Raw genomic sequence first — 18,280 nt, forward strand, 5'->3', positions numbered from 1 at the left:
CGGGGGTCCGGGGGGGGCGACCCCGGCCTGGGGGCGGCGGGGGCGGCTGGGGACGGCGGGGGGCGTCCTTCCCGGCGTCCTCGCCGTCCCCCCACTCACCCCCGCCTCACCCGGTCAACGCCCGCCCCAGCGCCTCCAGGAAGGCGTTCGACGTCGTCCGGTCCCGCACCGCGAGCCGTACCCACTCCTCGCCCAGCCCGGGAAACGTGTCGCCGCGCCGTACCGCGAAGCCCAGTTCCCGCAGCCGCCGCCGTACGGCGCCCGCGTCCGGCATCCGCACCAGCACGAACGGTCCCTCGGCCGGACCGACGACCCGCACCCCCGCGGCCGTCGACCGCGTCAGACCCGCGACCAGATGGGCCCGGTCACCGGCGACGCGACGAGCCGCGTGGGCCGCCTCCGCCAGCGCCCGGGGGGCCACGCACGCCTCGGCCGCCGCGAGCGCGGGCGTGGAGACCGGCCACAGCGGCTGGGCCCGCTCCAGCGCGGTGACCGTCTCCGGGGACGACAGCACGTACCCGATACGCAGCCCGGCCAGGCCCCAGGTCTTGGTGAGACTGCGCAGCACCACGAGCCCCGGCACGTCCGTCCGTCCCGCCAGGGCCTCGCGCTCGCCCGGCACCGCGTCCATGAACGCCTCGTCGACCACCAACGTCCGGCCCGGGCGGGCGAGTCCGGCGATCGCCGAGGCCGGATGCAACACCGACGTGGGATTCGTCGGATTGCCGATCACCACCAGGTCCGCGTCCTCGGGCACCGCGGCCGGATCCAGCCGGAAGCCGTCCGCCGCCCGCAGCAGCACCCGGTCGACGGTGTGCCCGGCGTCGCGCAGCGCCGCCTCCGGCTCGGTGAACTGCGGGTGCACGACCACGGGCCGGCGTACCTTCAGCGCGCGCGCCAGCAGCACGAACGCCTCCGCCGCGCCCGCCGTCAGCAGCACCCGGTCCACCGGCAGCCCGTGCCGTGCCGCCACCGCCGCCCGTGCCGCCCGCCCGTCCGGATAGGCGGCGAGCACGCCGAGCGATCCGGTGATCCGCTCCCGCAGCCAGGCCGGAGGCGTGTCCGCGCGGACGTTGACGGCCAGGTCGACCAGCTCCGCCCCGTCGTCGCGGATCTCGGCGTCCCCGTGATGCCGCAGGTCGGGGCCTTCTGCGAGGGAGTCGTCAGTGGGCATGCGAATGCGTGTGCCCCCCGTGCTGGTGGTGCCCGTGATGGTGGCCGTCGTGCTGACCGTCGTGATGCCCGTCGTCGTCCGGGTGGAAGTGCGGCTGCTGCGGCAGCCCCACCTTGTCCTCGAAGCCCGGCAGCGCGATGCGGTACACGCACGAGTCGCAGTTCATCCGCAGATCGCCCTTCACCGCCTCCTCGTACCGCTCCCACACCAGGTCCAGCAGCTCCGGCTCGGGACCGATCACATCCGCCGACCGCACCTCGACCCCGGGATGCGCGGCCGCCCAGCCCTCCGTCTGCTGACGTACCCGCTCCGGGAGGATGCCGGTGAACAGGAAGTAGGGCAGGACGACGATCCGGCGGGCGCCCAGCCGCACACACCGGTCGAGACCGCTGGGCACGTCCGGTGCCGCAAGGGACACGAACGCCGTCTCCACGCCCGCGTAGCCGCGCCCCTCCCACAGCAGCCGCGCCGCCTTGTGCACCTCGGCGTTGGCGTCCGGGTCGGTCGAGCCGCGCCCGACCAGCAGCACGGTCACGTCGGCCCGGTCCTCGGGCGTACGGCCCGCACCGCCGAGCGCCTCGTCCAGGCGCCGCTCCAGCACGTTCAGCAGCGACGGGTGCGGGCCCAGCGGCCGGCCGTAGGTGTACGAGATCCCGGGGTGCCGTTCCCTCTCACGGGACAGGGCCGCCGGGATGTCCCCCTTGGCGTGCCCGGCGGACACCAGCATCAGCGGTACGGCGGCGAACCGGCGCACCCCCCGCTCCACCAGCTCGGCCACCGCGTCGCCCAGCGGCGGCGGCGACAGCTCGATGAAGCCGCCCGCGACGGGCAGTTCGGGGTGGCGGCGGCCCAACTCCCGGACGAAGGAACGGAACGCCTCGGCTCCGGCCTCGTCCCGGGTGCCATGGCCGGCGATGAGCAGGGCGGGCGGCGCGGTGGTCACGACTTCTCCTCGGCAGGTGAAACGGGCTGGTACAGCAGGGCGTTGAGCGCGGCCGCGGCGACCGCCGAACCGCCCTTCTCGGACACGTTGCTCACGGCCGGCAGCCCGCTCGCGCGCAACGCGGCCTTGGACTCGGCCGCCCCGACGAATCCGACGGGCAGACCGATGACGAGCGCGGGGGAGGCGTCCAGCGTCAGCAGCTCCTCCAGCGCGGTCGGCGCACAGCCGATCACCCACAGGGCACCGGGGCCGACCTCCTCGTACGCGAGCCGGATCGCGTGCGCCGAACGGGTCAGCCCGGGGCCGGACCTCGCGTCCCTCAGACGGCAGACGGTCTCGCGGCGCGTGATGCCCGCGGCGACCATCTCCACGTCGACGACCACCGGCGCCCCCGCGTGCAGCGCGGCGTGCGCCTTCTCCAACGTCCCCTCGTCCAGCACGAGATCGCCGGCGTAGTCGAGGTCGGCCGCGGAGTGGATCACCCGCTCCACCACCGCCCGGGTCAGCGGCGCGAGGTGCGAGGTGTCCAGCCGGGCCCGCAGCCGCCGGAAGGACTCCCGCTCGATCGGATGGACCACACGGTTCACTGAGGCTCCTCCTGCCAGCGGTAGCCGCGCGGGGTCACCATGCGGCCCGCGATCCGCCGGGTCGCCGTGTTGCCCACGGTCACGACCGTCATCATGTCGACCGTCGCCGGGTCCAGCGCGGCCAGCGTGCCGACCCGGCTGGACTCGTCCGGGCGCGAGGCGTTGCGTACGACTCCGACCGGCGTGGTCGGCTCCCGGTGCTCCGCGAGGATCGCCAGGGCCTTCGGCAACTGCCAGTCCCGGCCCCGGCTGCGCGGGTTGTAGAACGTCACGACGAGGTCCGCCTCGGCCGCGGCCCGCACCCGCCGCTCGATGACCTCCCACGGCGTGTGCAGGTCGGACAGGCTGATCGAGACGTGGTCGTGGCCCAGCGGCGCGCCCAGGATCGCCCCGGCCGCCAGCGCCGCCGTCACCCCGGGCACCCCGACCACGTCGATGTCGTCGGACGCCTCGGCGAGCGCGGGCGACGCCATGGCGTACACGCCCGCGTCCCCGCTCCCGATCAGCGCGACGGCCCGCCCGCGCCGGGCCTCGGCGACCGCGGTCCGCGCCCGCTCCTCCTCCGCGCCGAGCCCCGACTCCAGGATCCGGGTACCGGGCCGCAGCAGATCACGGATCTGGTCGACGTACTGGTCGAGTCCGACGAGCACGGACGCCCGCCGCAACTCCGCCTCGGCGCGCGGCGTCAGCAGGTCCCGGGCGCCGGGACCGAGCCCCACCACCGCGAGCCGCCCGCGCCCCGGACGCCGTACGACCGCGCAGGTCGCCATCGCGGGCCGCCCGTCGGCGCGCCGCGACTTCCGCTTGGGGAGGAGGAGTTCACCGCCGCGCGCGAGGGCGGCGGCCTCCGCGACGGAGGGGGTGCCGACGGCGGCGAGGGGCGCGTCGGAGGGGTTCGGCACCTCGACGGCCGCCAACTCCCCGGCTCGGTACGTCACCAGGGGTACGCCGAGCCGTGCGGCGGCCTCGACGATGCCGGGCTCGCGCTCCTTGGCGTCGACGGTGGCCAGTTCGGCGACACTGCGCGCGGACAGTCCCGCCTCCCGCAGCGCCTCCTCGACCAGCCCGAGCACCTCGTCGGCCGGGGCGCCCCGGGACGCGCCGACCCCGACGACCAGGGACGGCGGACGCAGCAGCACCTCGTGCGCGGCGGCCTCCACCGCGCGGTCGGTCAGCCGGATCGTGTACGCGCCGCGCGCCGCCACCGGCAGCGCGGGCAGCGGCCAGGACACCTCCGCGTCGAGCGCGACCGGCTCCCCGTCCAGCAGGGCCCGGGTCACCCCGGCGACGTCTCCCTCCACGGGGAGGCCGAGGGTGTCGAGACCGGGCACACCCACCGCGTCCGTCGCGGTCGTCACCACCGGCTCGGCGCCCAGCAACCCGCCCACCGCGCGGGCCAGTTCGTTGGCGCCGCCGCCGTGGCCGCCCAGCAGCGACACGGCGAACCGGCCGCCCTCGTCGACACAGACCACACCCGGATCGGTGCGCTTGTCGCCCAGCAGCGGTGCGACCAGCCGTACCACCGCCCCCGTCGCCAGGAAGCACACCAGCTGCCCGCACTCCGCGAACGCCCGCCGTACCGCGTCTCCCACGGGCCCGTCGTACACCCGCGTACGGTCCGGCCAGGCCGCGGCCAGCCGGTCGCGCGCCGCCGCCCCCGCCGCGGTGGCGGAAATGAGGCCGATCACTGAGCAACTCCTTCGCTACACACGTCGGGGCGGGTGCCCCACAGCAGGAACACGGGATTGGTCGCCGCCAGCCGGGTCACGTCCCCCGGCAGCGGCGCGAGCCGCGACGACTGCAACAACACGCCGTCGCAGTCGAACCCGGCTCCGGCGAGTGCCGCCCGCGCGGCCGGCACCCGGTCCAGCGCCGCCATCGCGACGACCACGCTCCGCCTCGCCCGCCGCGCGCACGCGGTGACGATGCCGGGCAGTTCACGGCCTCCGCCGCCGACGAACACCGCGTCGGGATCGTCGAGTTCCGTCAGCGCCTCGGGCGCCGTGCCCCGCACCACGTGCACGTCCACGCCGTGCGCGGCGGCGTTGGCACGGATCCGCCCGACACCGTCCGAGGTCTTCTCCACCGCGCTGACGGCGGCGCCCAGCCGCGCACACTCCACGGCCACCGACCCGGAGCCGGCGCCGACGTCCCAGACCAGGTCACCCGGGCGTGGCCCGAGCCGGGCCAGCGCCAGCGCCCGCACCTCGAACTTCGTGATCATCGAGTCCCGGTGCGCGAACCCGGTCTCCTCCAGCGCCCAGCCCGCCGGGCCAGGCGCCGCCCCGGCGACCGTCCGCACCCCGCCGGGCGCCCGCGTCTCGTCCAGGCACAGCACCACGCTCACCGCCGAACCCCAGTCACGGGCGGCGGCCTGCGCCGGCGTCACCCGCTCGACGCGTTCGCGCGCGGGGTCGCCGAGCGCCGAGGCCACCACCAGGACCCGGTCGGCGGACGCGCGGGCGAGGGCCGCGCCCAGCTCGGCGGGGCCCGCGCCGGGCCCGGTCAGCACGGCGGCCTTCGGATGCGCGCGGCACACGTTGACGGCGCCGCGCAGCTCCCGCCCGTGCGCGCTGACGACCACGGCGTCGTCCCAGGCGAGACCGGCCCGGGCGAACGCGGCCGCGACGGACGACACCCCGGCCCGTACGTCGAGCGCCCCGGAACCGAACCGCCGCGCGAGCACCCGCACGATCCCGAAGAATCCCGGGTCCCCGGAGGCGAGCACGACGACCGGCCGCCCCTTGCCGACGTACTCCTCGACGGCGTCGAGGGCGGGAGCCAGCGCCCCGAGGACGATCAGCTCGGCCGTCTCCGGCAGCGCGGTCCGTACGGCGTCCAGGTGCCGCCGGCCGCCCACGACGAGTTCCGCCCCCGCGAGCACGTCCGCGGGCGGCGGCGCACCGGTTCCCGTGCCGACGACCGTGATCACGTGCCGGCGCCCTGGGCGCGCAGGGCCTTGCGGGCCTCAGGGTCCGCCTTGCGGTGACCGTGGAAGTGGCCGGGGTGGTAGAGATGCGAGCGCGTACCGCGGGCGTCGAGCGCCGGACCGACCAGGAACAGGGTGTGCTTCCAGAGCTTGTGTTCCTTGACGGTCTCCTCCAGCGTGCCGATCGTGCACTTCACGATCAGCTCCTCCGGCCACGTCGCCTGATGGGCCACGACGACCGGGGTGCCGGTCGGATACCCGCCCTCCAGCAGCTCCCGCACCAGCTGGCCGCTGCGCGCGGCCGACAGGAAGACCGCCATGGTCGTCCCGTGCCGGGCGAACTCGCGCACCTCCTCCCCGGGCGGCATCGGCGTCTTGCCGCCGCCGAGCCGGGTCAGCACGACGGACTGCGCGACCTCGGGGATGGTCAGCTCACGCTGCGCGAGCGCGGCCACGGCCGAGAAGGAGGACACGCCGGGCACGACCTCCGTCTCGATCCCGAGCCCGGCACACCGGTCGAGCTGCTCCTGCGTGCCGCCCCACAGCGCGGGGTCGCCGGAGTGGATCCGGGCCACCCGCAGCCCGTCCTCGCGGGCCCGCTCGTACACCGCGACCACGTCCTCCAGGGACATGACCGCCGAGTCGAGGATCTCCGCGTCCGCCCGCGCGTGGGCGAGGACCTCCGCCTGGACCAGGCTCGCGGCCCAGATCACGACGTCGGCCTCGGCGATGGCGCGCGCGGCGCGGAACGTCAGCAGATCGGCGGCGCCGGGGCCGGCGCCGACGAAGGTCACCTTGCCGTGGGTGACATCGGCCATGAGTTCGAGTCCTCTCGTACGGAACGTCGACGTGACGGGGGTCGGACGTGCGCGACCCGGGGTCGATCGGATAGCAAGGTCACATGGCGGTCCTCGTCGCGCTCGGCGCGTTCCTGATGACGCTGGCCGGCGGCTGGACGGCACAGCGGGTGACCGACCGCCGCCATCTCGTCCTCGGCCTGGCCGGTGGCCTGATGCTCGGCGTGGTGGGCCTGGACCTGCTGCCCGAGGCACTGCGGGCGGCGGGCACCGAGATCCACGGCGTACCGGCCGCGCTCCTGCTCTTCGTGGCGGGCTTCCTGCTGGCCCATATGGTGGAACGGCTGCTGGCCGCTCGTCAGGCCGGGCACGGCGCCGACGAGAGCGGGGACCCGGACGGGCCCGAGGGACACGCCGGCCGGGCGGCGCACGACGGCCGGACACCCGAGGTGGGCCTGACGGCGGCCGCCGCGCTGGTCGGGCACAGCACCATGGACGGTGTGGCGATCGGCGCGGCGTTCCAGGTCGGCGGCGGTATGGGCACGGCGGTCGCGCTCGCGGTGATCGCCCACGACTTCGCGGACGGCTTCAACACGTACACGATCACCAGCCTGTACGGGAACGCCCGGCGCAAGGCGCTCGCGATGCTGTTCGCGGACGCGGCGGCACCGGCCGTCGGCGCCGCCTCGACCGCGTTCTTCACCATCCCCGAAGCACTGCTCGGCGGCTATCTCGGCTTCTTCGGCGGTGCGCTGCTCTACCTCGCGGCGGCCGAGATCCTCCCCGAGGCCCACCACGAGCACCCCGCCCGCTCGACCCTGCTGTGCACGGTCGCGGGCGTGGCGTTCATCTGGCTGGTGGTGGGCTTGGCCGGGTGAGCCGGATGAGCCCGGCGCGCCGTGGGCCGTCACAGTTTGCCGCCCCGGCCGCCGTCCCGCGGCGCGGGTGCGATGAGCGTCGAGAGGTAGGGCAGCGGACCGTCCCCGAGGTCCGCGGCCGGCTGGATCGACTCCTCCGCCAGCCCCAGCGCCGAGCCCCACACGGCACCCTCGATCCGTCCGGTCTCGCGCAGCGCCTTCGCGACCTCCCCGGCCTGCCGGCCGAACTTGTACGCGACGACCGTGCCGGGCCCGTTCAACGCGTCCTTGAGCACGGTGGCCCCCGCGGTGACCGGCACCAGGGTCAGCGGCTCGGTCCCCTCGGTGAGCACCGCGCCCGAACGCGCCGCGAGATCCTGCATGGCGGTGATCCCGGGCACGGTCTCCACGACGACCCCCGGCACCGACTCGGCGATGGTCAGCGCCAGATAGGTGAAGGTCGAGTACACGTTCGGATCGCCGATGGTCGCGAAGGCGACACTGCCGTGCGTCTCCAGCAGCCCGGCGACCCGCGCCCCGGCCGCGTCCCAGGCGGCCTCGCGCCGGGCTCGGTCGCTGCGCTCGTTCAGCGCGAACACCACCCGGACGACCTTCTCCTCGGGCACGTAGTGCAGCACGGTCGCCTCGGCCCGGCCGCGCTCACCGCCGTCCGTCCCGTCCGCCGCGGCCATCACCGGTACGACGACCACCTCGGCCGCCCGCAGCGCGTTGACCCCCTTGACGGTCACCAGCTCGGGATCGCCGGGACCGACTCCCACTCCGATCAGCCTGCTGCTCATGACGTCCGGCACCTCTCGACGAACCGACGGGCCACACCGGGCGCCGACGCCCAGTGCGTGTGCAGATAGCTCGCGTGCACCCCCGCTTGGACAAAACCCTCGAGCCGCGCCGGGCGGGGGGCACGCATCCCCCAGGCCGCGACCTCGCCCGCGCCCGGCTCGACGACGGTCCGGTGGAACTCGTGCCCGCGCATCCGCTGCCCGGCGCTCGCGAGCACACTGTCGCTCACGGCCACGGCGTCCCGGTACCCGAGGGTGAGCCGCTCGCTCATCCGCGCACTGACGTCGAGCACCCCGCACATCGGCCGCCCGTCCAGCTCCCGGCACAGGTACAAGAGCCCCGCGCACTCGGCCGCGACGGGAGCCCCGCTCAGCGCCAGCTCGGCGACGGCCTCGCGCAGCGGCTCGTTGGCGGACAACTCGGCGGCGTACACCTCCGGGAAACCGCCGCCGATGACCAACCCCCGCGTCCCCTCGGGGAGTCGCTCGTCCCGCAGCGGGTCGAACGGCACGACGTCGGCACCGGCGGCGGCGAGCAGTTCGCCGTGCTCGGCGTAGGAGAAGCTGAAGGCGGACCCACCGGCGACGGCTACGGTGACCGGCCCGTCCGGCGTTCGAGGCCGAGGCCGTCCAGGCCGAACGGGGTCCGGGGACAGCTCCTCCGGGGACGGGACGGGAAGGGGCGGCGGGGGCGAGGAGGCCAGCGCCTCGGCCGCGTCCCACACCTCCCCCGGAACCGACCCCGCACCGCGCGCGAGCCCCAGCAACGCGTCCAGATCACATCCGGCGGAGACCTGCGCCGCCATCGCCGCGACAGCGGAGACCGCCTCCGTCCGCCGCTCGGCGACCGGCACCAGCCCCAGATGCCGCGACGGCGTGTCCACCCCCGCGACGCGCCGCAGCACCCCCAGCACCGGCACCCCCGCCGAGTCCAGCGCCTCCCGCAGCAACTCCTCGTGCCGGTCCGACGCGACCTTGTTCAGGATCACGCCCCCGATCCGCACCTCCGGGTCCCAGGACGCGAAGCCGTGCACCAGCGCCGCCACCGACCGGGACTGCGACGAAGCGTCGACGACGAGCACCACCGGCGCCCGCAGCAGCTTCGCGACCTGCGCGGTGGACGCCAGTTCGCCCTCCCCGGCGGCACCGTCGTACAGCCCCATGACCCCCTCGACGACGGCGACGTCACATCCGCGCGCGCCGTGCGCGAACAACGGCCCGACCAGCTCGGGACCGCACAGGTACGCGTCGAGGTTGCGCCCCACCCGCCCGGTGGCGAGCGCGTGGTACCCGGGGTCGATGTAGTCGGGACCGACCTTGTGCGGCGACACGGCGAGTCCGCGCCCCGCGAAGGCGGCCATCAGCCCCGTGGCGACGGTGGTCTTGCCGCTGCCGGAGGACGGCGCGGCGATCACCAGCCGGGGCACGGACCTCACCACTCGATGCCCCTCTGGCCCTTCTGGCCGGCGTCCATCGGATGCTTGACCTTGGACATGTCGGTGACGAGATCGGCGAAGCCGACCAGCTTCTCCGGCGCGTTCCGCCCGGTGATCACCACATGCTGGGTGCCGGGCCGCGCGCGCAGCACGTCGACGACCTCGTCGGTGTCGATCCAGCCCCAGTGCATCGGGTACGCGAACTCGTCCAGCACGTACAGCCGGTACGTCTCGGCCGCCAGGTCCCGCTTGACCTGCTCCCAGCCCTCGCGGGCCTTCTCCTCGTTGCTGTGGTTGTCCCCCTGGAGATCCCGCTGGACCCAGGACCAGCCCTCGCCCATCTTGTGCCAGGCGACGCTGCCGCCCTCGCCGGACGCCCCCAGCACCCGCAGCGCGTTCTCCTCGCCGACCTTCCACTTCGCCGACTTGACGAACTGGAACACCCCGATCGGCCACCCCTGGTTCCAGGCGCGCAGCGCGAGCCCGAACGCGGCGGTGGACTTGCCCTTCCCGATCCCGGTGTGCACCACGACCAGCGGACGGTTGCGCCGCTGGCGCGTCGTCAGACCGTCGTCCGGCACCACACTCGGCTGCCCCTGCGGCACTACGCGGCCCTCCCCGAAGTTCCCTGCACATCCCTGACCAGCCCGGCGATCGAGTCGGCCCGCAGCTCGTCCAGCGTCACCGCCGTCCCGCCCAGCTCGTCCGCGAGCCGCCCGGCGAGTCCCAGCCGCACCGGCCCGGACTCGCAGTCGACGACCACCGAGGCGATCCCCTCGGCCGCGAACAGCCCGGCCGCACGCCCGGCCAGCGCCACCGGTTCGGGCCCGCCGGTGGCCCGGCCGTCCGTCACGACCACCACCAGCGCTCGCCGCGCGGGATCCCGCAGCCGCTCCACCCGCAGCGTCTCGTGGGCCCGCAACAGCCCCGCCGCGAGCGGGGTACGCCCGCCGGTCGGCAGCGACTCCAGCCGCACGGCGGCGGCGTCCACGGACGACGTCGGCGGCAACGCGAGCTCCGCCGCCGTCCCCCGGAACGTCACCAGCCCCACCTTGTCGCGCCGCTGGTACGCGTCGAGCAGCAGGGACAGCACGGCACCCTTCACGGCACTCATCCGCTGCCGGGCCGCCATCGAGCCGGAGGCGTCGACCACGAACAGCACGAGGTTGCCCTCGCGCCCCTCCCGGGTCGCCTGCCGCAGATCGTCCCGGCGCACCACGAGACCGCGCCCGGACCGGCCGCGCGCCCGCTGATGCGGCGCGGCCGCCCGCACGGTCGCCGCGAGATGCAGCTTCGTCAGGGCCCCCCGGGGCCGTCGCGCACCCGTGGTCCGCCCGTGCTCGGTCCGGGCCCGCGAACGCCGTCCGGCCGCACCCTCGCCGAGACCGGGAACGCTCAGCACCTTCGCGCGAAAGGGCTCCGCCGCCCGTACGGCGGCCCGCTCGCCGGCGCCCGCGCCGGACGGCTGCGGCTCACCGCCCTCACCGGCCTCGGGCGTCGCACCCGTGTCGCCGCCCCGCGGACCGTCGGCCCGCGGCGGCTGCCCGCCACCGCCTCCGGGCCCGTCGGGATCCGGATCGTCGTCCTCGGACCCGCCGAACTCCTCCAGCGTCTCGTCGAGCCGGTCCTCGTCGAGGCCCGGCGCGTCGAAGGGATTGCGCCGCCGCCGGTGCGGCAGCGCCAGCAGCGCCGCCTGCCGTACGTCCTCCGCGAGCACGTCCGTGCGCCCGGCCCACGCCGCCAGCGCGGTGGCCGTCCGGGCCATCACGATGTCGGCCCGCATCCCGTCCACCTCGAACGCGGCACAGGTCGCCGCGATCTGCCGCAGCGCGCCGTCCCCGAGCCGTACCGACGGCAGCAGCGCCCGCGCCGCCACGATCCGCGCCCGCACGGCGCTCTCCTCCCCGGCCCAGCGAGCCGCGAAGCCGGCGGGGTCGTCGTCGTGGGCGAGCCGTCGCCGTACGACCTCCACGCGCTGGTCCGGCTCGCGCGAGGCGGACACCTCGACGGTCAGCCCGAACCGGTCCAGGAGCTGGGGCCTGAGCTCCCCCTCCTCGGGGTTCATGGTCCCGACCAGCAGGAACCGGGCGGCGTGCCGCACGGACACGCCCTCACGCTCGACGTACGAGGCCCCCATGGCGGCCGCGTCCAGCAGCAGGTCCACCAAGTGGTCGTGCAGCAGGTTCACCTCGTCGACGTAGAGGATCCCGCGGTGGGCGTCGGCGAGCAGTCCCGGCTCGAAGGCCTTCACGCCCTCGGCGAGCGCACGCTCGATGTCGAGGGCCCCGACCAGCCGGTCCTCGGACGCGCCGACCGGCAGTTCGACCATGCGGGCCGGGCGGCGCGCGCCCGTCCCCGCCTCGTGCGGGCCGTCCGGGCACGCCGGGTCGGGCGCGCCCGGGTCGCACGCGAAACGGCAGCCGGGGACCACGGCGACCTCGGGCAGCAGCGCGGAGAGCGCCCGGACGGCCGTCGACTTGGCGGTGCCCTTCTCGCCGCGCACCAGCACACCGCCCACCGCGGGCGACACGGCGTTCAGCAGCAGCGCGAGCCGCAGATCGTCCTGACCGACGACGGCCGTGAACGGAAAGGGGGTACTCACTGGTCGTCGCCCTCCAAGTCGCCTTCGAGCTCCAGATAGGTGGCCCGCAGCCGTTCCAGCGTGTCCGCGTCCGGCTCGGCCCACAGGCCGCGGTCGGCCGCTTCGAGCAGCCGCTCGGTGATGCCGCGCAGCGCCCACGGATTGGACTTCTTCATGAAGTCCCGGTTCTCGGCGTCGAAGACGTACTCGGCGCTGAGCTTCTCGTACATCCAGTCGTCCACGACCCCGGCCGTCGCGTCGTAGCCGAAGAGGTAGTCGACGGTCGCCGCCATCTCGAAGGCGCCCTTGTAGCCGTGCCGGCGCATCGCCGCCATCCAGCGCGGGTTGACGACCCGGGCGCGGAACACCCGGTGCGTCTCCTCGCCCAGGGTCCTGGTGCGCACCTGGTCCGGCGTCGCCGAATCACCCACGTACGCCTCCGGCGAGGTGCCCGTCAGGTGCCGCACCATGGCGACCATGCCGCCGTGGTACTGGAAGTAGTCGTCGGCGTCGACCAGGTCGTGCTCACGGGTGTCCACGTTCTTCGCGGCCACCGCGATCCGCCGGAACGCCGTCTCCATGTCCCCGCGCGCCGCCCGGCCTTCGAGCCCACGCCCGTAGGCGTAGCCGCCCCACACCGCGTACACCTCGGCGAGGTCGGCGTCCGAGCGCCAGTTGCGGGCGTCGATCAGCGGCAGCAGGCCCGCCCCGTACGCGCCCGGCTTGGAGCCGAAGACCCGGGCCGTCGCGCGCCGCCGGTCGCCGTGCTGCGCCGCGTCCTGCTCCACGTGCGCCCGGACGTAGTTGGACTCGTCCGGTTCGTCGAGCTCCGCCACCGCCCGCACCGCGTCGTCGATGAGCCCGACGACGTGCGGGAAAGCGTCCCGGAAGAAGCCGGAGATACGGACGGTGACGTCGATGCGCGGCCGGCCGAGTTCGGCCGGCGGCACGATCTCGAAGCCGGTGACGCGGCGCGAGGCGTCGTCCCAGACCGGGCGGCAGCCCAGCAGCGCCAGGATCTCGGCGATGTCGTCGCCCTGGGTGCGCATGGCCGAGGTGCCCCAGACCGTCAGACCGACGGACCGCGGGTAGGCGCCGGTGTCCTGGAGGTAGCGCTGCACGAGGGAGTCGGCGAGCGACTGCCCGACCTCCCAACTCAGCCGGGAGGGGATCGCCTTGGGGTCGACCGAGTAGAAGTTGCGGCCGGTCGGCAGGACGTTGACGAGTCCACGGGTCGGGGACCCCGACGGGCCGGCCGGGACGTAACCGCCGTCGAGCGCCTTGAGGATGTGGTCGATCTCGTCGGTCGTACGGGCCAGCCGGGGCACGACCTCGCGACACGCGAACTCCAGCACCGCGGCGGCGTCGGGAAGTTCGGTGCCGAGCACGTCACGCAGCAGCGCGGGTACGGCCGTCGCCGTCCAGCCGCTCGCCTCCATGCCCTCCGCGAGCCGCCGGCACAGCTGTTCCAGCAGATCGATCGCGTCGGCGGCACTGCGCGCGGGCCCCTCGACCAGGTCCGTCAGCTCGACCGGCACCTTCACCGGCGCGCCCGGCTCGGCGAGCAGTTCCTTCTCCACCAGCCCGAAGTGCCCGGCCAGCGAGGCCCGCAGCCCCGGCAGCGCGTTCGCCTGCCCGCCCCACACCTGCGAGGCGCGCAGCACGGCCAGCACCAGGTTCACCCGCGGCTCGCCGACCGGCCCGCCGCCGAGGATGTGCAGGCCGTCCCTGATCTGCACGTCCTTGATCTCGCACAGATAGCCGTCGATGTGCATGACGAACTCGTCGAAGGCACCGTCGTCCGGCTGTTCGTCGACATGCAGGTCGTGGTGCAGCTCGGCCGCCTTGACCAGCGTCCAGATCTGGGCACGGACGGCCGGGGCCTTGGCCGGGTCCAGGTCGGAGACGAGCGCGTACTCGTCGAGGAGCTGCTCCAGCTTGGCCAGGTCGCCGTAGGTGTCGGCGCGGGCCATCGGCGGCACCAGATGGTCGACGACCGTGGCGTGGCCGCGCCGCTTGGCCTGGGTGCCCTCGCCGGGGTCGTTGACGATGAAGGGGTAGATCAGGGGCAGTTCACCGAGGACGGCGTCCGGCGCGCAGCCGCCGCTGAGGCCCAGGCCCTTGCCCGGCAGCCACTCCATCGTGCCGTGCTTGCCCATGTGGACGACCGCGTCGGCCCCGAAGCTGTTCTCCAGCCACCGGTAGGCCGCCAGGTAGTGGTGCGACGGCGGCATGTCGGGGTCGTGGTAGATCGCGATCGGGTTCTCGCCGAAGCCGCGCGGCGGCTGGATCATGACGACGACGTTCCCGAACCGCAGGGACGCCAGGACGATGTCGTCCCCGTCGACGTACAGGTTGCCCGGCGGTTCGCCCCACGCCTCCCGCATCCCGTCGCGCAGCCGGGGATCGAGCCGCTCGAACCACTCCCGGTAGTCGGCCAGGGGCACGCGGGCGGGCGCGGCGGCGAGCTGTTCCTCGGTGAGCCACTCGACGTCGTGGCCGCCGGCCGCGATCAGCCGGTGGATCAGCTCGTCGCCGTCGTCGGGGTGCCCGTCGACCCCGTACCCGGCGTCCCGCAGGGCGTCGAGGACCCGTACCGCGGAGGCGGGTGTGTCGAGTCCGACCGCGTTGCCGACCCGGGAGTGCTTGGTGGGGTACGCGGTGAAGACCAGCGCGAGCTTCTTCTCGGCGTTGGGCCGGTGCCTCAACCGGGCGTGCCGTACGGCGATTCCGGCGACCCGCGCGGCCCGCTCGGGGTCGGCGACGTACACCGGCACGTCGTCCGGGCCCTGTTCCTTGAAGGAGAACGGCACGGTGATGAGGCGTCCGTCGAACTCCGGGATGGCGACCTGCATCGCCGCGTCCATGGGGGAGAGCGCGGCGTCCGACGCCTCCCAGGCGCTCTTCGACGAGGTCAGGCAGAGCCCTTGCAGCACGGGGATGTCGAGGTCGGCGAGGGCGCCGATGTCCCAGGCCTCCTCGTCGCCGCCCGCGGAGGCCCGCGAGGCGTGGGTGCCGCCCGCGGCGAGCACGGTGGCGACCAGCGTGTCGGCCGACGCGAGGATCTCGTACAGCCCGGCATCGGCGCCGCGCAGTGAACCGCAGTACACGGGAAGGGCGTTGACGCCCCGCGCCTCGATGGCGTCGCACAGTGTGTCCACGAAGCCGGTGTTGCCGCTCAGCTGGTGGGCGCGGTAGAAGAGCACGCCGACGGTCGGCCGGCCCGCTTCACGCGGACGCGACCCGTGGACCCCGTACTCCGGCATCTTCAGCGGTTCGACGAAGCCCTCGCCGGTCAGCAGCACGGTGTCGGACAGGAACCGGGCCAGCTCGACGAGGTTGGCGGGGCCGCCCTCGACGAGATAGCGCAGCGCCTCCGCGACGACGCCGGCCGGCACCGAGGACTCCGCCATCAGCTCGGCGTCGGGAACGGTCTCCCCGCCGAGCAGCACGGTCGGCACGCCGGACGCCTTCAGCACGGCCAGCCCGTCCTCCCAGGCCCGCTTGCCGCCGAGCAGCCGTACGACGGCGAGGTCGGCGCCCCGGATCAGCTCCGGGAGCTCCTCGGCGACGTCGACCCGGGTCGGGTTGCCGATCCGGTACGGGGCGCCGGAGGCCCGGGCCGCCAGCAGATCGGTGTCGGCGGTCGACAACAACAACACTGTGCTCATGCGGGCGCTCCCGGTGGGATGAAGGGCAGTCCTTGCGGCGCGCCGGACTCGATGAGCCGCCACAGCGCGTCCGTGTCCGCGTGCTGTTCGATCAGGTCGCCGAGCCGGTCGAGCTGTTCCTCGCGCAGCGCGGCGAACGACGTGTCGGGGGCCGGTACGAAGCGGCGGCCCGCGGCGGCCGCCACCTCGCGCAGGAAGGCCCGCCGGAAACCGTCCGACTCCAGTGAGCCGTGCCAGTGGGTGCCCCAGACGGCGCCGACCCGGCAGCCGTCCAGGAAGGGCTCCCCGCCGGTGATCCGGGCGACCCCGTGGTGGATCTCGTACCCCTCGACCTGTTCGCCGAGGGCCTCGCCGACCGGTCGGGCGAGGGTCTTCTCGGGCCTGAACCGCACCCGTACGGGCAGCATCCCGAGCCCGTCGACCGCCCCGCGCCGGCTCTCCACCTCGTCCTCGATGTGCTCGCCGAGGATCTGGAAGCCGCCGCAGACGCCGAGCACCGGCCGTCCCTCGGCGGCCCTGCGCAGCAGCGCGTCCGCGAGACCGCGCCGCCGCAGCCATTCCAGGGCGGCGACCGTCCCCCGGGTTCCCGGCACCACGACGAGATCGGCGTCGGCGAGTTCCTCGGCCCGGTCCACGAACCGCACCACGACGCCCGGTTCGGCGGCCAGCGCGTCCACGTCCGTGAAGTTGGACATCAGCGGGATCGCGCAGACCGCGACCCGCAGGACGTCCTCGCCGACCGGGGCGGACACCGCCGACTCGCGGACGGCCCCCCGCAGGGAGACCCGCAGTCCGTCCTCCTCGTCGATGCCGAGGCCGTGCCGGAACGGCAGGACGCCGTACGTGCGGCGGCCGGTGAGTCCGTGCAGCATGTCCAGCCCGGGTTCCAGCAGCGACACGTCGCCGCGGAACTTGTTGACGAGGAAGCCCGCGACGAACTCCTGGTCCTCGGGGGACAGCAGCGCGACCGTGCCGAAGAAGGAGGCGAACACGCCCCCGCGGTCGATGTCGCCGACCACGAGCACGGGCAGCCGGGCGTTGCGGGCGATCCCCATGTTCACGATGTCGGTCCGGCGCAGGTTGATCTCGGCCGGACTGCCGGCCCCTTCACAGATCACCGCGTCATAGGTGCCCCGCAACTCGGCGAGGCAGTCGAGGACGGTCCCGAGGAGCGCCTGCTGCCGCCCCCCGTGATAGCCGCGCGCGGTCATCTCGCCCACGGCCCTGCCCATGAGGACGACCTGGCTGCTGCGGTCGCTCCCGGGCTTGAGCAGCACGGGGTTCATCAGCGCGGTCGGCTCGACGCGCGCGGCCTGTGCCTGCATCGCCTGGGCACGCCCGATCTCGGCGCCCTCGCGGGTGACGAACGAGTTCAGGGACATGTTCTGCGCCTTGAACGGCGCCACTTTGACGCCCTGTCGCACCAGCCAGCGGCAGATCCCCGCGGTGACGACGCTCTTGCCGGCGTCGGAGGTGGTGCCGGCGACCAGGAGACCACCGTTCATGACGTGCGTCCCTTCACGAGGATTCGGGCCGCGGCGCTGACGCCGAGCGCGAGCCAGCCGACGCGACGGGAGAGCCGTACGGCCCGGTCGATGTCCGTGACCCGGACGGGCCGTCCGCCGGCGCCGTTGAGGACGGGCCGGTGCTCGACCCGCCCGGCGTAGGAGAGGGTGCCGCCGAGCCGCACGCCGAGGGCTCCCGCGAACGAGGCTTCCACCGGACCGGCGTTGGGACTGGGATGCCGGGCCGCGTCGGCCCTCCAGGCCCGTACGGCCCCCCGCGGATCGTCTCCGGCGAGGGCCGCGAGTACGGCGGTGAGGCGGGCGCCCGGCCAGCCCGCGAGGTCGTCGAGGCGGGCGGAGGCCCACCCGTAGCGCAGATAGCGCGGCGAGCGGTGGCCGACCATGGCGTCGAGGGTGTTGACGGCCCGGAAGCCGAGCAGGGCCGGCACCCCGCCGACGGCTCCCCACACCAGCGCGCCGACGACGGCGTCGGAGGTGTTCTCGGCGACCGACTCGACGACCGCCCGGGCGATCCCGTCGGCGTCCAGGGCCTGCGGGTCGCGCCCGCACAGATGGGGCAGCCGGGCGCGGGCACCGTCGATGTCCCCGGCGCGCAGCGCGCGTGCGACGGCCCCGGCCTCCCGGGCGAGTGAAGTGCCCCCGACGACGGCCCAGGTGGCGGTGGCGGTCAGGGCCACGGAGGCGGCGGTGGAGGAACGCGCGGCGCGGGTGGCCGCGGCCCCGAGGGCCACGGCGCCGCCGACGCACACGACGGTGTGCAGCGCGCCCCGGCCCCGGTGGTCCCGCCACAGCATGCGTTCGACGGCCCCGGCCGCCCGCCCGAACGCCGCGACCGGGTGCCCCCGGCGGGGATCGCCGAGGAGCAGGTCGCCCAGGAGGCCGGCGGTGGCGCCGTACGCGAAGACGCGGTCGGCACGCATCGGTTCAGCCGATCGTGGTGGTACCGGGCGACGACGGGGCGCTGAGACTCGATCGGCAG

14 protein-coding genes are annotated in these 18,280 nt (G+C 74.8%); 1 reads left to right on the forward strand and 13 read right to left on the reverse strand.

Translation table 11 applies throughout. The features are described from left to right. Positions 1-106: 106 nt before the first annotated feature. From cobC to cobM, 6 genes are read right to left on the reverse strand one after another with little or no spacing between them, the layout of a single operon-like run. The gene (gene cobC / locus ACWCQK_RS13640) at positions 107-1,174 is read right to left on the reverse strand and encodes an Rv2231c family pyridoxal phosphate-dependent protein CobC (RefSeq protein WP_451155240.1); all 1,068 of its coding nucleotides are present in this window, start codon (positions 1,172-1,174) and stop codon (positions 107-109) included. Then, positions 1,164-2,117, reverse strand: coding sequence for a sirohydrochlorin chelatase (locus tag ACWCQK_RS13645; RefSeq protein ID WP_451155242.1), 954 nt, complete (start codon positions 2,115-2,117; stop codon positions 1,164-1,166). Before ACWCQK_RS13645 ends, cobC begins: the two co-directional genes overlap by 11 nt. Beyond that, on the reverse strand, positions 2,114-2,704 hold the full coding sequence (locus ACWCQK_RS13650; protein WP_451155244.1) for a precorrin-8X methylmutase: 591 nt from the start codon (positions 2,702-2,704) through the stop codon (positions 2,114-2,116). Before ACWCQK_RS13650 ends, ACWCQK_RS13645 begins: the two co-directional genes overlap by 4 nt. Further along, positions 2,701-4,392: a precorrin-3B C(17)-methyltransferase gene (gene cobJ, locus ACWCQK_RS13655; protein ID WP_451155246.1), complete on the reverse strand. Its 1,692-nt coding sequence runs from the start codon at positions 4,390-4,392 to the stop codon at positions 2,701-2,703. Before cobJ ends, ACWCQK_RS13650 begins: the two co-directional genes overlap by 4 nt. Beyond that, positions 4,389-5,636 (reverse strand): precorrin-6y C5,15-methyltransferase (decarboxylating) subunit CbiE, encoded by a 1,248-nt coding sequence (cbiE, locus tag ACWCQK_RS13660; RefSeq protein ID WP_451155248.1) that lies wholly within the window; start codon positions 5,634-5,636, stop codon positions 4,389-4,391. The genes cobJ and cbiE overlap by 4 nt, the downstream gene beginning before the upstream one ends. Continuing rightward, complete coding sequence (cobM, locus tag ACWCQK_RS13665; RefSeq protein ID WP_451155250.1) at positions 5,633-6,451, reverse strand: precorrin-4 C(11)-methyltransferase; 819 nt, start codon at positions 6,449-6,451, stop codon at positions 5,633-5,635. Before cobM ends, cbiE begins: the two co-directional genes overlap by 4 nt. A gap of 83 nt (positions 6,452-6,534) precedes the next feature. Here cobM and ACWCQK_RS13670 point away from each other — a divergent pair, with 83 nt between their 5' ends. Beyond that, entirely contained in the window at positions 6,535-7,308 is a 774-nt protein-coding gene (locus tag ACWCQK_RS13670; protein ID WP_451155252.1) for a ZIP family metal transporter, read from the forward strand. Between the two features lie 29 nt (positions 7,309-7,337). Here the strand turns inward: ACWCQK_RS13670 and cobI are convergent, their stop codons facing one another. Genes cobI through ACWCQK_RS13705 form a run of 7 tightly spaced genes read right to left on the reverse strand, consistent with a single transcriptional unit; the run spans position 7,338 to position 18,221 of the window. After that, positions 7,338-8,087, reverse strand: a complete 750-nt coding sequence (gene cobI / locus ACWCQK_RS13675) for a precorrin-2 C(20)-methyltransferase (protein WP_451155254.1) — start codon at positions 8,085-8,087, stop codon at positions 7,338-7,340. Further along, complete coding sequence (locus ACWCQK_RS13680; protein WP_451155256.1) at positions 8,084-9,526, reverse strand: cobyrinate a,c-diamide synthase; 1,443 nt, start codon at positions 9,524-9,526, stop codon at positions 8,084-8,086. The genes cobI and ACWCQK_RS13680 overlap by 4 nt, the downstream gene beginning before the upstream one ends. After that, positions 9,520-10,128, reverse strand: a complete 609-nt coding sequence (gene cobO, locus ACWCQK_RS13685) for a cob(I)yrinic acid a,c-diamide adenosyltransferase (protein WP_451155258.1) — start codon at positions 10,126-10,128, stop codon at positions 9,520-9,522. Before cobO ends, ACWCQK_RS13680 begins: the two co-directional genes overlap by 7 nt. Beyond that, positions 10,128-12,125 (reverse strand): putative cobaltochelatase, encoded by a 1,998-nt coding sequence (locus ACWCQK_RS13690; RefSeq protein ID WP_451155260.1) that lies wholly within the window; start codon positions 12,123-12,125, stop codon positions 10,128-10,130. The genes cobO and ACWCQK_RS13690 overlap by 1 nt, the downstream gene beginning before the upstream one ends. Further along, positions 12,122-15,775 (reverse strand): cobaltochelatase subunit CobN, encoded by a 3,654-nt coding sequence (cobN, locus tag ACWCQK_RS13695; RefSeq protein ID WP_451155262.1) that lies wholly within the window; start codon positions 15,773-15,775, stop codon positions 12,122-12,124. The genes ACWCQK_RS13690 and cobN overlap by 4 nt, the downstream gene beginning before the upstream one ends. Continuing rightward, complete coding sequence (locus ACWCQK_RS13700; protein WP_451155264.1) at positions 15,772-17,280, reverse strand: cobyric acid synthase; 1,509 nt, start codon at positions 17,278-17,280, stop codon at positions 15,772-15,774. The genes cobN and ACWCQK_RS13700 overlap by 4 nt, the downstream gene beginning before the upstream one ends. Further along, complete coding sequence (locus tag ACWCQK_RS13705) at positions 17,277-18,221, reverse strand: cobalamin biosynthesis protein (protein ID WP_451155266.1); 945 nt, start codon at positions 18,219-18,221, stop codon at positions 17,277-17,279. The genes ACWCQK_RS13700 and ACWCQK_RS13705 overlap by 4 nt, the downstream gene beginning before the upstream one ends. Positions 18,222-18,280: the final 59 nt, after the last annotated feature.

This window comes from Streptomyces sp. NPDC002306, assembly GCF_053593435.1.

What these genes read in the sequence shown, in the direction of transcription:
- cobC (WP_451155240.1), bottom strand. Translation starts at nt 1,174, where the DNA reads ATGCCCACTGACGACTCCCTCGCAGAAGGCCCCGACCTGCGGCATCAC.
- cobM (WP_451155250.1), bottom strand. Translation starts at nt 6,451, where the DNA reads ATGGCCGATGTCACCCACGGCAAGGTGACCTTCGTCGGCGCCGGCCCC.
- ACWCQK_RS13670 (WP_451155252.1), top strand. Translation starts at nt 6,535, where the DNA reads ATGGCGGTCCTCGTCGCGCTCGGCGCGTTCCTGATGACGCTGGCCGGC.
- cobI (WP_451155254.1), bottom strand. Translation starts at nt 8,087, where the DNA reads ATGAGCAGCAGGCTGATCGGAGTGGGAGTCGGTCCCGGCGATCCCGAG.
- cobN (WP_451155262.1), bottom strand. Translation starts at nt 15,775, where the DNA reads ATGAGCACAGTGTTGTTGTTGTCGACCGCCGACACCGATCTGCTGGCG.
- ACWCQK_RS13700 (WP_451155264.1), bottom strand. Translation starts at nt 17,280, where the DNA reads ATGAACGGTGGTCTCCTGGTCGCCGGCACCACCTCCGACGCCGGCAAG.
- ACWCQK_RS13705 (WP_451155266.1), bottom strand. Translation starts at nt 18,221, where the DNA reads ATGCGTGCCGACCGCGTCTTCGCGTACGGCGCCACCGCCGGCCTCCTG.